The organism is Chitinophaga rhizophila (genome assembly GCF_019492185.1).
Classification (GTDB): domain Bacteria; phylum Bacteroidota; class Bacteroidia; order Chitinophagales; family Chitinophagaceae; genus Chitinophaga; species Chitinophaga rhizophila.
On the sequence record NZ_JAICCF010000004.1, the window covers coordinates 733,235 to 750,281 of the forward strand.

A 17,047-nucleotide genomic window follows, 5' to 3' on the forward strand; every position below is an offset into this window, starting at 1 on the left:
ACTCAGATAATTAATTTTTTTACACTATAGTTTGTATCAGTTTCTGCCAGCAGCCATCTTGCATTTTCTATATTATCTGCCAGCACCTGTATCGTGGGGCATTGAAACAATACCTGTATGTCGAGCGAAACGCCATATTGCTTATGTATAATGGCAAGCAGTGAAGTAGCCTTCAGACTATGCCCGCCCAGGTCAAAAAAGTCGTCTGTTACGCCGATATCAGTCTTTCCCAATACCTGCTCCCATATTTCTACCAGCTCCCGCTCCAGTGCGGTAACCGGTGCAGTATATTCCCGGGCTGCGGTAGCTGCTATTTCCAGCTGCAACAACGCCTTTCTGTCTGTCTTGCCATTAGGCGTCAATGGTAACTGTTCCAGTACCACATATGCTGCCGGCAGCATATACTTGGGTAACCGGCCTGCCAGCAGACTTTTTAAACGTTCTAAATGGATGTCCGCGCCTGCTATATATGCAATGACTGCCGGCTCGGCGGCCGCTGTATTAACCAGTACGGCTGCGTCAACGACTGCGGGATCCAGTTTCAGGGTATATTCAATCTCTCCTAACTCAATCCGGTGCCCCCTGATCTTTACCTGGTCATCCTTACGGCCGGCGAATACAATGTTGCCATCCGGCAGACTATACCCCAGATCTCCAGTACGGTACATCTGCTGACCGGGCCAGTATGGGTTGGGAACAAATTTCTCCGCCGTCAGTTCCGGCCGGTGCAGGTAACCAGCGGATAACTTCACACCCGAGATGCAGATCTCACCTGTTACATAGTGAGGCTGTTGCTTCAGCGCCGGCGACAGTATGTAGAACGCTGTATTGCTCACCGGCTTGCCAATAGGTACGTTATGCGCCTGCGGCATCGCAATACGGTAACAACTGCTATAGGTAGTATCTTCTGAGGGACCATACAGGTTCCTGACTTTGCTAGTATATGGCAGCAGCGCATTGGCCAGGGCTACCGGCAATGGCTCTCCTGCCATATTGATGGCGGCAGCATTTGCGAAAGACAGCCCGTTATGCAGCAGTTCATTGATAACAGAAGGTACAGTATTGATCAGCACCTTTGTGTCAACAGGGAGGTGCTGCGCAATGTCAAGGCCATGTTGCAGTACCCGTACCCTCCTCCCTATGCTCAGCGGATAGAATATTTCAAATACAGACAGGTCAAAACAATGGGACGTTACTGCATAGGCAATGTCAAAGTCATCGGACGCAAATTCCGTCTTACTCCAGTCCAGCAGGGCTACTGCATTCCGGTGCGTCAGCAGCACGCCTTTCGGCCTGCCGGTAGAACCGGAAGTATAAATCACATAAGCAGCTTGTTCCGGGGTGATGTTAACGGACGGTAATGTTGCCGGACAACCTTCCCAGTCTGCCGACAGGATCAGGTCATCGGTAACCACTACCGCACACCGGCTATCCTCTTCAATGAAACGGATCCGTTCTTCAGGATAGTTCAGATCTACCGGCACATAGGCAGCGCCTGTTTTCAGTACTGCCAGCAGGGAGATGACCAGCCATTCACTGCGCGATACTTTAACCCCCGCCAGGTCTCCTGATTTGATGGCATAATGCTGAAGCAGATAATGAGCCAGCTGACTGGAACGTTCCTGCAATTGCCGGTAGGTCAATGTAACGCCATTGTATACCACTGCGGTGGCATCAGGCGTGCGGGCGGCCTGTTGCTCAAATATCTCTACCAGGTGTGACTCATTAACCGGCGTTAATACGGGTATTGTATACCGCTCTTCGGGCGTCAGGTATTCCAGCAGGTTTATAGCCTGCTCAGGATTGGCAAGCGCCGACAATATAAACCCTTCCAGGTGTTGTACCAGCGCGTGTATAAATGGCTCATTATAGAGGTCAGTATTATATTCCACCTGGAGCTGTAATGCACCTGCATCTTCTATAAAAGAAAAGGTAATATCGAACTGGCTGCTGCGTTTCTTACGCTCACAAACGGTTATGGTAATGTCTTCCAGCACATGGGCGGTACGCGGTTGATTCTGTAACACAACCATTACGTCAAACAACGCAGACCGGGATACATCCCTCCTGGCCGACAAACTATCCAGCAGCAGGTCAAACGGATAGTCCTGATGCTTATATGCTGCCAGCAGGGTGTTCTTCTGAATATCCAGTAAGGCTGCAAAGCTGGATTCTCCGGGGAATGTGGTGCGGATCGCCAATGTGTTCAGGTACAGGCCGATCTGCTGCTCCAGCACTGGTTGCGTTCTTCCTGCCACCGGCGTACCCAGTATAATGTCTGACTGACCGGTATACCGGAAAAACAAACCATTGATACCTGCCATCAGGCCCATAAACAGGGTAGCGCCCCGGCTCCGGGTGTAGCTGGTCAGCTGCTGACTGAAACCCGTTGAGAAAGTATGTTGTAAGGATGCGCCGTTATAGGTTTTGACCAGCGGACGTTTATATACCACCGGCAGTTCCAGTACGGGTAACTCGCCCGACAGTTGCTCCTGCCAGTAAGCGGCGGCTGGTTGCAGCTGTTGCTGACTGGCGTCGTTTGTCATCCAGACTGCATAGTCCTTGAATTGTATGGGTAGTACTGGCAACACCGGTGTCTGTCTGCCCTTCAGTGCCTGATACATGGCTATCAGCTCCCGATTAAACACCTCCATTGACCACCCGTCGCTAATGATATGATGCAGCGTTAACACCAGTACGTGCTGATCCTGGTGCTCCTGTAACAGTCGGGCATGGATCAGGGGGGCAACGCTCAGGTCAAATACGTGCGCGTAACAATCCTGCACCAGCTCCTCCCGTAAGGAAGGAGTTACTGCTGTTACTGTCAGCTGTAGCTGTGCAGCCGCTGCCGGTAGTATGTATTGCTGTAAACCATCGTCCGCCGTTTCCCGGAAGCAGGTACGCAGACTTTCATGCCTCGCTATCAGCAGATTAAGAGCCTGTTCCAGCGCCCACACATCCAGCTGGCCGCTTAATGCCAGCTCATTGACGATGTTGTAAGCGGTATTAGCACCTTTGAATTTGCTTAATACCCACAGCCGGCGCTGAGAGGATGTGGCCGGGTAACTGATAGCTTCAGCAGCCTGCGGAATGCTGGTCGCTGAAGACATGATATGAAGCAACTGTGTTTTATGTTGTCTGATCTCTTCCAGGAGAGCGGGTGTCAATACGCCTTTCGGTGCACTGATCTTCAGATCTCCGTTTACGACCTTCAATATGATGCCGAGTGAGAGCAGTTTATCGGTTAACGCGTGTTTCACAAAAGAAAACTTTTAGGGGCTGACTAAATAGTGACTTCATCATAGTCCTGCGCTTCCTCTACAGCCATGTTCTGCTGCTGCAAAGAAAACTCCAGGAGATTAGCCAGTGATCTGATAGTTAAAGTGTCATACAGACTGCTGATGGTAAATGAGGTGTGGAATGCTTTATTGATCCGGTTCACCAGTATCACGGCCTGCAGACTGTCTCCTCCGGCTTCAAAGAAATTAGTTTCTGTACTGATACTGTCTGCCGCTGCTTCCAGTACGCTGCCCCAGATTCCTGCCAGCATATATTCTGTATCTGTTGCAGGTGCTACGTATGGCTTTGCCGGTCCTATGTCCGACAGACCCGGCGCAGGTAGTGCGCCCCTGTCTATCTTACCTGTCCTGGTTAATGGAAATACTTCCAACGGCACATATACAGATGGTACCATGTACTGTGGTAGCCGTGTTTTCAGCGCAGCCTTCACTTCCTCTGCCTGTATCGGACTACTACGGCGGATATAAGCTGTAAGGAAAGGCTGCTGATTAATTTCTTTTAGTAATACTACTGCCTCTGCTATGCCCTCGACCTGTATCAGTTGATGTTCTATTTCTGCCAGCTCAATACGCATACCGTTTAGTTTTACCTGCGAATCTCTTCTTTGCAGGAAGACTATCTCCCCGTCGGGCAGCAGTTTGCCAATATCGCCTGATTTATAGATCCTTTTGCCAGGATGAAGCGGATCTTCAATGAATGCTTTTGCTGTCAGCTCCGGCCTGTTGAGATACCCTAAAGACAGATAGTCACTGCTGAAAGCTATTTCCCCCTCCTGGTAAATGCCCAGTCTGCGGTTGTGCTGATCCAGCAGGAAAATCTCTGTTTCCGTTACCTGGGTGCCCAGCGGAATGTTATGTTGTGTCAGTACGGTCTGATGGGAAAGGAACTTCTGGGAAATGATGGTCGCCTCGGTAGGTCCGTAGTCATTGACCAGGAAAGCGCCATTCAGAAAATGCTGCTGAAAGAAGATCAGGTCCTGCCGTACACATGGCTCTCCGCCAAGATCGACCAGTCTGACAGTTTCCAGTATTTCGTCCTGGCCCAGGCTTTTCATGAAATGCCGGTAAATAGTTGGCACCATATGGATGATACTCACTTCCTGCTGGCGTAACCACGCTCCCAGTTCAGACAGGCCCTGCTCCCTGATATCGTAGATGCTAACACAGCCTCCATTCAGGATAGCGCCATAAATATCCTTAACGGATGCATCAAATGTATAGGTTGAAAACAGGCTGAGGTTATCTCTTTTACTGATATGTACATTATTTGTATAGACCCTGATATAGTGCAATACATTGCGCTGGATCTGAATAACGCCTTTGGGCTCACCGGTGGAGCCGGAAGTGTATAACACATAAGCCTCCGACATCGGATTAATCGCTGCCGGCATATCGGGTGCCGCCGCTGCGGATATATCCAGGGATAACTGCACTATCGTCAGACCAGGCAATACTGCCTTTACTTCTGCCGCCTTTTCTGCTGTGGCTACACTGCAGACGAGTACCGCTGCTCCTGAATCCTCCACGATGTACTTAATCCTGCTCACCGGATTGGCAATATCTATCGGCACGTAGGCATATCCTGCTTTCAGGGTACCCAGCATACCTGCTACACAGATAGCTGCATGCTCCAGCAGCAATGCAATCCTTGGCTGTTTTCCGCCCGTTACAGCCCTTAACTGCTGCGCCAGGTGATTGGCAATGTTATTCAGCTCCGTGTAACTGAGCGCCTTATTATGGCTGAATACAGCGGTTCGCTCCGGGTACATGGCTACCTGCTGCTCAAATCGCTGCGGGATTGTCTGATTAATAGCGGTTGCTTCAAATGGGAGGAACGGGTTATCGGGACGCTGTTCCTCGGATCGTCTCAGGGGTACAGCAAACATCTCCACTTGTTCCTGCCCGCCGGTCAGCTGCTGCAACACTGATACATACTCGTGTAACCAGTACGCAATTGTATCCTGCCTGAATAGCTCTCCGTCATATACACAATGCAGCGATATACCATTTGCCAGGGTTTTGATATAACATTCCAGGTCAAACTTGGGGGAAGAAGGCAATGTTCCTGCTACCGGCGTAAAATCAGCAATGTGCGCTGTACTGCCGGCTTCAAAGTCTACCAGGTTCAGGAATACTGAGCTCAGGGGAAAACGATGCAGGTCTCTGGGGATATCCAGCACTTCTATCAGCCGCTCAAAAGGATAGTTCTGGTTGACCTGTGCATCGATCAGCTGCTGATGCACCTGCTGCAGCAGTACAGGAAAGGGTTGCCCCTGCTCTACTTTGCTGCGTATCATCAAAGTATTGATAAACGACCCTACCACTTCTTTCAGCTGGTAATGATTCCTGTTGGCTGCCGGAATACCCACAATGATATCTTCCAGCCCTGTTAACCGTTGCAGTATCAGTTTAAAGGCGGCCATGAACAGCGCAAATACGCCTGCATTGTGCCTGGCGGCCAATGCGCTGATCTGCTGCTTTAACTCATTGTCCAGGAAGAGGGTGTAGTAAGAAGATCCACTGGCTTTTACCGGCTTCCTGTTATAATCTGCCGGTAATTGCAGATATGCCAGTTCACCACTGAACACGCCTTTCCAGTATTGCTCCTGCACAGCCATCACCGGCTTGTATAGCAGGCGGTTCTGCCAGTAAGCGTAGTCTTTGTACTGTATGGACAATGCCGGTAGCTTACGACCATGATACAGATCCATCAGGTCGCGGGCAATGATACCCATTGACCATCCGTCACTGATGATATGATGAACGTTAAAGATCAGTACATTATTGACAATCCCTACTCTGAAAAGCGGGAATGTATCCAGGGCAAACTCATGTCCGAATATCTCACGTTGAGCTACTTCTGCTGATTCGTAATACGGGATGCTCACCGGCTGGCACGCCAGTACCTTTTGCACAGGCTTATCATCCTGCTCTACGAAGATGGTGCGCAGTATCTCATGCCGCTCTATCAGGCTGTTAAATGCGCTTTCAAACGCCTCTTTGTCCGGCGCTTCCAGCAAAGGAAACTCATTGTAGATGTTAAACTCTTTCGATCTGCCATGAATCTTGTATATCAGCCAGTAGCGCAGCTGTGTAGGAGACAGTTCGTAATAGTCTGCCGCAGGCAGGCGGTCTATATCTTCACGGGATGTCGTTCCGGCCTGACTGATCATCAGCGCGTGCTGCGACAATACTGGCGCGGCATATAACTCTTTCAGATCCAGGCGTACGTTAAACGTATGCTGGTACTCATTCAATAGTTTCGTCAATAACAAGCTATGACCGCCCAATTCAAAGAAATCATCTGTTATACTCACTGACTCCTGTGCCAGTAAATGCTGCCAGATGGCTGCAACCTTCGCTTCCGTTTCATTGGCGGCTGCTGCAAACTCTTTCCGGATAATATCTCTGGGCGACACTGCCGGCAGCTTCCTCCGGTCAATCTTGCCATTGGTGGTCAGCGGAATTTCATCCAGCGCCACATAGTAGTTAGGTACCATGTAATGCGGAAGTCTATCCTGCAGATAACTGCGCAATGCTGGCTTATCGATGTCTGTGGTAGATGTATAGTATGCCACCAGTACCTTTTCACGCCCTACTTCCCTCACCTCTACCAGTACATGATTAAAGACAGGCTGCCAGTTACGGATACAATGTTCTATCTCACCCGGTTCTACCCTGTTCCCCCTGATCTTGACCTGCAGGTCTTTTCTGCCTATAAACTCCAGGTTCCCGTCAGGCAGCCAGCGGGCAAGGTCGCCCGTTCTGTATATGCGGTCTCCGGCTTTAAAAGCACTGTCCTGGAACTTTTCCTGTGTCAATTCTTCCCGGTTCAGGTAACCGCGTGCAATGCCAGGACCGGCTACACACAATTCGCCAATGGCCCCGTAAGGTTGCAGCACCTGGGTATCTTCGTGCAGGATGTAGATCTCATAATTAGGCAATGGCAGCCCTATCGGGATGTTCGCAGTGGTTACCTTTTCAGGGTCTCCTACTATGTATACGCTTGAGACAATAGACGCTTCCGTCGGGCCATAAGCATTCAGCATGGTCACACCATTGTCGTAATACCATTTTACAGCAGCTGGCTTGATCCCTTCCACGCCAAACAGTATCCTTTTCAGGTACACTTTGTCATAGGTAGCCAGTTGCGTCGCAATCTGTTCCAGGTGCATCGGATGCATATAACAGTTGCTGATCTTATGCTCATACAGGAAAGCTGCATATGCTTCGGGTACCATCACGGTATCTTCATGCGGTATTACCAGTGTATTACCAGAGGTCACGGCAGAGAAGATCTCCATCACAGAAGCATCAAATACATAGTTAGCGGTAAGCGCTGTGCGATGGCCGCTCTCATTGTAATAACCCAGGAAGTTCAACAGGTTGGCATGTGTCAGCAATACTCCTTTCGGCGTACCGGTAGAACCGGATGTATAAATGGTATATGCAAGATCACTACTGCGAATGGCGACAGCAGGTAAGGTAACCGGCAAGCCCTCTGTAGCCAGCGCTTTGTTCAGCAACGTGGCATTCAATACCAGTTTCGCCTGTGTATCATCCAGTATATATTGCACCCTGCTATCAGGGTATTTAGGATCTACCGGCACGTATACGGCACCTGCTTTCATAATAGCCAGCAGCGCTACAATCATCCACTCACTTCTTTCCAGTTGCACAGGCAGGAACTCCTGCGCCTGTATACCTGCATATTGTATCAGGTAATGGGCAAGCTGATTGGACAATTGGTCCAGCTGTGCATAGCTGAGTGTTTTATCTTCAAATATAACGGCGGCATGACCCGCATGAGCGGCTGCCTGCTGTACAAATTTATTTACGACATTGACATCATCCGGGTAAGGATGTTTGTTGTCTTTCAACAGTACCGCTTTCTCTGCGGCGGTCAGGATGTCAAATGATTTAAGCTGTTTGTCTGCGTCTGCCTTCGCAGCAGTGATCAGTTGCTCAAAGTGAGCAAAGATGCCAGCGGCGAATGACGGTTCGTAAATATCTGTGTTGTAGGCTATCTCCAACGAGAAGCAGCCCCCGGCCTCTGTAAACGTAAACGTCAGATCGAAGTGCGAGGTATCTCTCCCTACGGTGTAATCTGTGATCTGCAGCGCGCTGCTGATATCATTGTGCCGGAACGAGGCCAGTTGCTGCTGGTTCTGTAATACCACCATCACGTCAAAGAGCGGCGAACGTGACAAATCCCTGTCCTGCTCCAGGAGCTCCACCAGCTTATCAAAAGGCAGTCCCTGATGCGTGAATGCATTCAGCAATTGTACCTGCTCTTTTCCCACTGCCTGCCGGAAGGTATCCTGTGCATTGAACACCGTTCTTACAGCCAGCGTATTCAGATAAGGTCCTACCTGATTTTCCAGGTCCGGATGCTCACGGCCTGCTACTGGTGTACCCACAGTAATATCATACTGATTACTGTACCGGGATAACAATAGCTTCACTCCCGCCATCAGCAGCGTAAAAACTGTTACCTCCAGTTCCCTGGCCAATGACTTCAGCTGTTGGGAGAAATCGGCAGAAAAGGAATGATGCAGCAGTTTACCATTAAATGTCTTAACCGGTGGTCTGGATTTAAAAGATGGCAGCTGCAGTACGGGTACTTCATCGCTGAACTGCGCTTTCCAGTAGGCCATATCTTCCACATGATCCCGGGTACTTTCCAATACGGCATAGTCTTTAAACTGTACAGGAAGTGCCGGCAGCGACAAAGGCTGTTGCTGCTGCAACTGCTCATAGCAGGTCAGTATTTCGCGTGTCAGCACCTCCAGCGACCAGCCATCTGCAAGAATATGGTGCAGGGATAAAAAGAACACATGTTTCTCTTCCGATTCTCTGATCAGCGCCGCGCGGAACAGTGGTAGCTGCGACAGGTCAAACAGGTCGTTTTCCATCGCCTGGATGTACTCCTCCGGCGAGGTGTTAATAACACTGCAATGGCACTCCTGTGCAGGGTGAATATACTGTTTCAGCTCTCCCTGATCGTCGAGCCTGAAGTAAGTGCGTAATATCTCATGACGGGTAACTACATATGCAAAAGCCTGCTGAAAATCACTTACATCCAGGCGACCGTGTAGTTGGCGTGCCCCGAAGATGCGGTAAGCCTCTCCGCCACCGGTCAGCTGACTTAACAACCATAGCCTGCGCTGAAAAGCTGTAGCCGGGTAAGCATCCTGGTGTGTGGCTACAGGAACCGGCGTATAACTGCCAGTCAGCAATACACGCGCCAGCGAAGCAATAGTAGGGTTCTGGTAGAATAACCGGAAAGAAACACCTTTGCCCATCTGACGATACATCCTGTTGATGATCTGCCCGATCATCAGGCTGTTGCCGCCTAACTCAAAAAAGGTCTCGTTAATACCGATTTTGTCCAGCTGCAATACTTCCTGCCAGATAGCAGTCAGTTGCGTTTCATCTGCATTACGTGGCGCTGCATAAGCGCTTCTGCTGGCCTGCCAGGCCGGTAGTGCGGTGCGGTCCGTTTTTCCGTTGGCAGATAACGGCACGCTATTGATGGCCATAAAGTGTACCGGCGTCATATAAGCGGGTAGCCGGGATAAGAGGAAACTCCGCAGGGCAGTTTCGTCTATCGGCTTATCCGCCACATAGTATCCGATCAACACATCCTTTAGCGCCACAACGGCCTGCCGGATCCCGCCATCAAACTGTTGCATCACATATTCTATCTCTCCTAATTCAATACGGTAACCATGCATCTTGACCTGGTGGTCTTTACGACCCAGGAACGCTATATGTCCGTCACTACGCCATTTGGCGAGGTCGCCGGTGTCATACATACGCTCTCCGGGATAAAATGGATCCGGAATGAACTTATCACTGGTCAGCTCAGGGCGGTTATAGTATCCTTTTGACAAACCTGTACCCGAAAGGTAGAGTTTACCGGTTACGCCGGCAGGTAACAACTGGCCGTGATCATCCAGGATGTAAGCCCTGGTATTGGGAATTGGCCTGCCAATAGGAATAGTGGTATAAGTTTGATCTGTCAGGCGGTAACAGGTGCTGTAAGTAGTGTCTTCAGAGGGACCATACAGGTTTCTGATTTCCAGCTGATAGACCTGTAATTGCGCTGCAATATCCACCGGAAATACTTCTCCGGCAAGATTCACCATCGTGACATTACGCAGGTCATATGCAGCTTCCAGTATACTTCTCATTGCCGAGGGTACCGTATTCAACATAATACAATTGTGCAGCGCCAGATCAGGCCCTATTGCGGCTGCATTCTCCAGTACACGGATAGTCTTCCCGACTGACAATGTATAGAACATTTCAAACGCTGAAAGATCAAAGCAATGTGAAGTAGCCGCAAACATCACTTCAAAACGTGCGGTGTCAAATTCTTCCTGTGCCCATGCCAGCAGTTCCACCACATTATTATCGGTGATCATCACCCCCTTGGGCTTTCCGGTAGTACCGGATGTATAGATCAGGTAAGCCAGGCTATCCGGCGTTCTCAATGGCAGCAGGTCATCCGCAGAAAACTGCCCGTCGTCTGCGGTAAACGCTTCTAGCAACGATGCATCCACCACCAGGGAACATTGACTATCGCGTTCAATATAAGCGATCCTTTCGGCGGGGTAGTCAATATCCACCGGTACATATGCTGCGCCGGATTTTAGAATGCCGAGTATGGCCATCAGCAGGTTTTCATCTCTGCGGATCTTCACACCTACTCTGTCACCCGGACCAATATGATGTACCCGGTTGAGATAACGGGCAAACTGGTTGGACGTATCATGCAGCGCTTTATAGGTCAGCGAAGTGTTGCCACATACTACTGCGATATGTGCAGGTGTAGCTGCAACCTGTCTCCCCAGCAAGTCCGTCAGCGATAGCGGCACACGTACAACAGGTGTAAACTGTTCCAGCAGCAACTGTTTTTCCTTTTCGCTGATCAAGGGCACAGCTACAGCATTGGTATCAATGTATGTTTGCAGATTGACCAGCCATCTTTTCAGTGTAGCCAGGAAATGTTCCGCGACTGCGGTTTCCACTAGTTCTTCTCTGAAATACAGAGAGATGCACAGGTCTGTCTGTTGTGTTACTTTCAGTACAAAGGGAAGAGAAAGCGACGTATCATTACCGTAGGATAAACCGTACCTGGTATAGCTTTCAAATGGTGTGGGCAAAGCTTCGTAATCAGCATATTTCAGCACCTGTTTTACTTCTTCTTTGACTACCTGTAAATGCGCTTTTATGCTGTTGTTATCATTTGCATGAGGCGCAAACAATAGTGGACCTTGATCTCCGGTGGCGAGTATCAACGGACGCTCATCAAAGTAACGATGCAGTAAGATACTGTACAACGTCAGTACAACAGTAAATGCTGCTGTCTGATTACCGGCAGTCAGTTTATTGAAATAGGCCAGCTCTTCTTCTGTAAGAAAAAGGCGGGTGCTGGATGTATGGGGGGAATGATGGAGATTAACAACAGTGGTGTTATTCAGTTTTTCTCGCCAGTAGTTACCGGCAATTGTCCGTCTTGAAATGTCCATGACTTCGGGTTTCTAATATAACAAATGAAAACAGTTATTCAGCTGGCAAAGCATGACATCGCCTGAGCACCTTCCGGTACCTGTGGGTAGTCATATCAAAAGTGATAGTGCTAAATGTTGTGTGAAAGCATTTGGAATGACATAAAATTGACTCTGGTGGATGTGAGCCTTTATGTCTTTCGATTGGCGGGTATTAACGACTACTGTTTACGCCATTATATTCTCTGCCATTAATTCGGCAACACATTCCAGGGGCACATCTGTTATAATGGATCTTTGCAGAATATTTACACGTACCAGCAGTTTGTGCTGGCCTTTGTAATCTATCAGCTCACAGGATAACCCGCTTAGAGGGCCCTGTTGTATCATATACCGCATACCTTTTTTCAAACGTTCATAAGAGACTTCAAGGTCTGCTTCGAGTGAAGAAAGCAAGCGTATGTTTTCTATCTCCTGATCGCTGATCTTAGCGATCTGATTGTCAAACTTTACGTAATGACAAACACCTTCGAGCTGGAGACTATTGGTATATTGAGCAACACTGGACAACTGGACAAAAACATAAGAGGGAAACATAGGTTCATCCAATACCTTCATCCGATCCTTCCATTTACGACGCTCTCGTTTAAGCGGCAAAAAGCAGTTGATATTATTTTTGCTCAATAATCCTGCTACTTTCTTTTCCTGCTTTGATCTGGTATAGATTAAATACCAAACGGGAGAAAATTCATGCATAGCATCATCATTTAGTTGCCTGTATGAGGGTTTAGGCTGATTAAATCTTAAGTTCGCACATTGATGATATAGCTATCGCTACTTTTAGCTACATCTTGTAGTAGAAGCAAATAAGAAAAAGTATATCGGACAGGATCTTCCCGGTAACAAACTTCATCTAAAAGGTCAACGAATAGCGTCTTTCAAAACGTTGTTATCTGTAAGGGAATACAACAATATTTCTGTTTACTACATTCTAAATATTGCAGGGACGAATTTATGCTTTTTTTTTAATTGGCCAAATTAGTTTACGATTCTTAGCATTTCTTTAAACTGCACGCGGGTTACAGTGATGTTTTTGTAATATCCGCGTTCGTCATCATCTCCTGTCAACCCTATGCAGATCCTCCCGAGTCGTAATCCACCAGCACTCTGCCTGTTACGTATAGATTTTATCATTTTCTGTAGTCACACCGACGATACGCTGCGCGGGAATACGTGTATATATTCAACAGCAAAACGGTGCATAAAAATACCCGGAACCAGGTATATCCGACTACCTGCTTACCGGTAGATTACCGAGGTTTCCCGGTGTGTTTTCTTCCCGGTGATCAGACGTTGATCCCACGTTTTTTACAAAAATTTTTCACACAGTAACAGGTAATAAAACGAAGCCGCACACCAGTGATCCTGCATGCCTGTCACCAGTAATAACTACCCTATTACATCATTGACCGGCTGCGCTGTTGAAACTCCTGGGTGGCCACTGACCGATACAGGGCCTCATTACTGCAATTGCAAAGGTGAGCAAGGCGCACAGACCTCTTGGCCTGACAATTGTATTCGTTTACAGAAGATTTATACTATGGCAACAAATATTCTCTCCCGGCATAATCGCATATATATCCCACTGTCTCTTGCATTTCTGGCAATAGCCTGCTCCTCTCCCAGCAGAGGACTATTCACCAAAAAGACAGCGCATGAACAATATGCCAGCCGGTTGGCAGATGCAGGACTGGCAGAAACGGAACTAGGCACACGCTGGCTCACAGCGGCACAGAAAGCCATTACCCAACCCGTAAGTATCACTTTACCTTATAAAGAGGCTGGCTACTTCGCTGCAGATAAACCTACTGCCAGCGGCTTCCTTTTTCCGGTACGCCGGGGAGAAAAAGTACTGGTACAACTACAATTACAACCTGCCGGCGCTTTCCGCCTGTTTGCCGATCTCTGGAAACCCGGCAATACACCTGGTAAACCTGATCTGCTGGCTACTGCCGATACCACCAGCTGGAACCTGGAATATGAAGTGGAAGCCGACGGACAATTCCTGCTGCGCCTGCAACCTGAACTGCTACGCGGCGGCCGATATGAGGTAGCCATTACTACAGGCCCATCTATTGCCTTCCCGGTATCCGGCAGCACACCGTCACGCATCGGTAGCTTCTGGGGCGACAACCGGGATGGCGGTAAACGCAGTCATGAAGGCATCGACATCTTCGGCAAATTCAGAACGCCTGTCGTAGCTGCCGCTGATGGTTACATCACCAGCACACGCGAAAACAACCTGGGAGGAAAAGTAGTATTTCTTCGCCCGAAAGGCAAATCGTACACCCTGTACTACGCTCACCTGGATGAACAACTGGTGCGCGACAACCAGGAAGTACGTATTGGCGATACTGTCGGACTAATGGGTAATACCGGCAACGCCAAACATACGCCTACACACCTGCATTTCGGCATCTATACTTCTTCGGGCGCAGTAGATCCGATGCCGTTCGTATTACGCGAAAGAAAACCTCCCGTACCGGTTACGGCCCCTACTGACCTATTACAGCAAACAGTGCGTAACACCGCAGGCGTACCATTATACGCTTCTCCTGCACGCAGCGCCGCGACTTTAGAAAAACTACCTGCCAATCGCGTAATGGCTGTTGCAGCTGCTACCGGCAACTGGTACCGGGTAGTGATGCACGATGGTAAGGAAGGCTTCATTGAAAGTAAATCTGTCTCCGCTGCGCCCTACCGGAAGCAGTCATTGAAAGCTGCTGCCAACCTGCTGGATCAGCCGGATACTACCGCTGCTGTGAAGCTGAATATTCCCGCTGGAAAAGATGTACAATTGCTGGGGCAACAGGGTGACTTCCATATGGTACTGTTTGAAGGAGAAAGCGGCTGGGTACAATTGGGAAAATAAACAGTATGTATAATGTATGCTGTGACATGCTCTCTAATAGGAACACAGCACGCTGGTATCCGTACCTGTTACAATCTGCCTGGCAGTTATATAGTAAAGAAGCGTTGCTGATGGATGGCTTTGATGCGGTGAAATGAAAAAAGATAGTCGTTTTACCAGAACCGCTCGAGCGACTGCCAGTATTTATCTTTGAAGATATCCCATTCAACTGGTAGTTGTGCGGCATACTTTTCCGTCATGGCTTCACTTACTTTGGCAGGTATACGGAAGTCCTGACTGGCAATATACAAATACCGGTTGTTCTCATAAGTTTCCCGGCCCAGGTAGATATGTCCGTTGCTTACGGGCAGCTGCGCCAGAAAATCTGCTTCTATCACATCCATCAATTGATTGGTCTCCGCATCAGGCAGCGCTGATTGCTCATCTCCTTCATAAGTAATGGCTACCTGTAGTATCCAGGGATGGGAAGCAGAGCCATGCCATTCCAGCGCCCCGGAATTAACGAGTATCAGTACCGGGCTATCAGACTGCGTACTTGCCTGCATACCAGTAAAATTGTCATTGGCAGTGTCATAATACACGTCTTCATACTTTTCGATGAACTCCTTCTGCCGCCATTCCAGGTAGGCCTTTAATTTCACTACGGGTATCAGTTCCAGTTCCGCCTGATCCGGCCCGATCACCTCCACAGAATCTATCATGGTAATAGATTTCACTTCGCCAAGCAGGTTATCCAGGAAGATGTATACGCCTGGAATGATCTTGCCCTTTTCTGCTTCGTCATAGCTATCATGTACAATTGTGATATTGATTTTGTCAGGATGCTGTGCATCCTCCTTAGCATAGAAGAATAGGTTTTCCAGGCTGAAAATGAAGTCGTGTATATGAATAGTGGTATAGTCGATATCAGATTCCGGCTTATCGGCAATAAACCGCCAGTTGGCTAGTACCGGGGCCAACGCTACCAGCTCCTCCACAAAAACAATATTTTTCACCTCCCCGTCTGCCGTGATGATTAGTTCGGCAGTGTCTTCGTTTAAGCCTGTAAGGAAGAAATATCCTTCCCTGATCGCATTCAGCCGCTCCATCAGCGGTTCAAAGAATTGTTTGTCAATCGTATCGCGGTCCGCAGTTATAACAACATCGTAGAATTTCTTTTCATGTGCTGTGAACCAGGTCCAGAAAGCAGCGTATTGATCAGTCATTGGGGGTTGGTTGTATAGGGAAGGTAAGGCAAAAAGTGTTAGGAACGCGGAAATGGCACACAGGAATGGGTGGACTAGAGCTACCTGTGATCAAGGCAATGTCCTCAGTTGTGGCTATCAGGGCGCTAGCACATGCAGCAGAACATTTCGCCACCACGGCTGAAAAGTCTGCATTTCAGACAGCATATATCTGTGACAAAGTAATACAGATCACTGCTATAATAGCCAGCACTATACCTACATAGTTGTAGCGGTTCAGCTTCTCTTTGAACATGATAGTACCTACCAGGGTTCCGAGGATAATAACACCAAGATTCATAGCGGCAAATACCGTAGAAGGATTCTTATGCAGCAGCTTGTGTGCCTTCATATAAAACAGTATGTTGCCAAAGTTAAATATCCCCAGGATTACGCCACAAAGGAGGTTTACAGCAGTTACTTTTACTTTCCTGACCACTACCTGGGTCAGGGAAATGATCAACGCGACAATAAATGATAGGATAAAGATCAATGATAAAGAGGTAGTGTATGGTACACTTTTAGCCAAAGCCACCTGTTTAAACAGGATGTCAATAACGCCAAATCCTAGGAACACAAACAACGGTGCCAGTGAACGGGCATCTTCCTTCGCCTGCTGCTGTGGTCTGTACAACACAAAGAATATAGCTACAAAGCCGAATACCAGTCCGACAATCTTGTAGTTATTAAACGTCTCTCTGAACAACAGCCAGGCTGCTACGATTGATATGAAGAGTGACAACCGCTGCGCAATATCCGTCTTTACGATCCCGGCCTGTTTAACAGAAGCACCCAGAATCAGGAATACAGAGGGCAGCAGCAATGCCAAACTGATAAATGCCCACCAGGGAGCATTAGCATCAATAAGGGAAAAATCTGGTTGGTTCAGCAGAAAACTGAATGCACCCGCAATGATATAATTGATTGTAACAGCCTGAAGGACATTTACATGATAACGTTTGGCCAGTTTCAGAATAACACCTACAGATACGCTGCAGATGACACTTAATAAAATGTATAACATTTAGATTCCCGACATTTAGTCGGCAAAAGTAATGAACTTTTGTAATCCTTGTT

At 48.4% G+C, this 17,047-nt stretch carries 7 protein-coding genes; 2 read left to right on the plus strand and 5 right to left on the minus strand.

What is annotated here, in order from left to right; all coding sequences use genetic code 11:
• Positions 1–2 precede the first annotated feature (2 nt).
• The 3 genes from K1Y79_RS22795 to K1Y79_RS22805 form a co-directional block, all read right to left on the minus strand.
• A complete protein-coding gene (locus K1Y79_RS22795) occupies positions 3–3,260 on the minus strand; it encodes a non-ribosomal peptide synthetase (protein ID WP_220252506.1) in 3,258 nt (1,085 codons plus the stop codon).
• A gap of 23 nt (positions 3,261–3,283) precedes the next feature.
• Positions 3,284–11,836, minus strand: a complete 8,553-nt coding sequence (locus K1Y79_RS22800; protein ID WP_220252507.1) for a non-ribosomal peptide synthetase — start codon at positions 11,834–11,836, stop codon at positions 3,284–3,286.
• A 207-nt stretch (positions 11,837–12,043) separates the two neighbouring features.
• Entirely contained in the window at positions 12,044–12,571 is a 528-nt protein-coding gene (locus tag K1Y79_RS22805) for a UpxY family transcription antiterminator (RefSeq protein ID WP_220252508.1), read from the minus strand.
• Between the two features lie 844 nt (positions 12,572–13,415).
• Here K1Y79_RS22805 and K1Y79_RS22810 point away from each other — a divergent pair.
• On the plus strand, positions 13,416–14,747 hold the full coding sequence (locus K1Y79_RS22810; RefSeq protein WP_220252509.1) for a M23 family metallopeptidase: 1,332 nt from the start codon (positions 13,416–13,418) through the stop codon (positions 14,745–14,747).
• A gap of 5 nt (positions 14,748–14,752) precedes the next feature.
• Positions 14,753–14,884: a hypothetical protein gene (locus K1Y79_RS29330; RefSeq protein WP_262903184.1), complete on the plus strand. Its 132-nt coding sequence runs from the start codon at positions 14,753–14,755 to the stop codon at positions 14,882–14,884.
• 15 nt (positions 14,885–14,899) lie between these two features.
• Here the strand turns inward: K1Y79_RS29330 and K1Y79_RS22815 are convergent, their stop codons facing one another.
• On the minus strand, positions 14,900–15,952 hold the full coding sequence (locus K1Y79_RS22815) for a DUF695 domain-containing protein (RefSeq protein WP_220252510.1): 1,053 nt from the start codon (positions 15,950–15,952) through the stop codon (positions 14,900–14,902).
• Positions 15,953–16,127: 175 nt separating this feature from the next.
• A complete protein-coding gene (locus K1Y79_RS22820) occupies positions 16,128–16,994 on the minus strand; it encodes a DMT family transporter (protein WP_220252511.1) in 867 nt (288 codons plus the stop codon).
• Positions 16,995–17,047 lie beyond the last annotated feature (53 nt).

Coding starts and splice junctions, on each gene's coding strand:
- K1Y79_RS22820 (WP_220252511.1), bottom strand. CDS start 16,994: ATGTTATACATTTTATTAAGTGTCATCTGCAGCGTATCTGTAGGTGTT.
- K1Y79_RS22805 (WP_220252508.1), bottom strand. CDS start 12,571: ATGCATGAATTTTCTCCCGTTTGGTATTTAATCTATACCAGATCAAAG.
- K1Y79_RS22815 (WP_220252510.1), bottom strand. CDS start 15,952: ATGACTGATCAATACGCTGCTTTCTGGACCTGGTTCACAGCACATGAA.
- K1Y79_RS22800 (WP_220252507.1), bottom strand. CDS start 11,836: ATGGACATTTCAAGACGGACAATTGCCGGTAACTACTGGCGAGAAAAA.
- K1Y79_RS29330 (WP_262903184.1), top strand. CDS start 14,753: ATGTATAATGTATGCTGTGACATGCTCTCTAATAGGAACACAGCACGC.
- K1Y79_RS22810 (WP_220252509.1), top strand. CDS start 13,416: ATGGCAACAAATATTCTCTCCCGGCATAATCGCATATATATCCCACTG.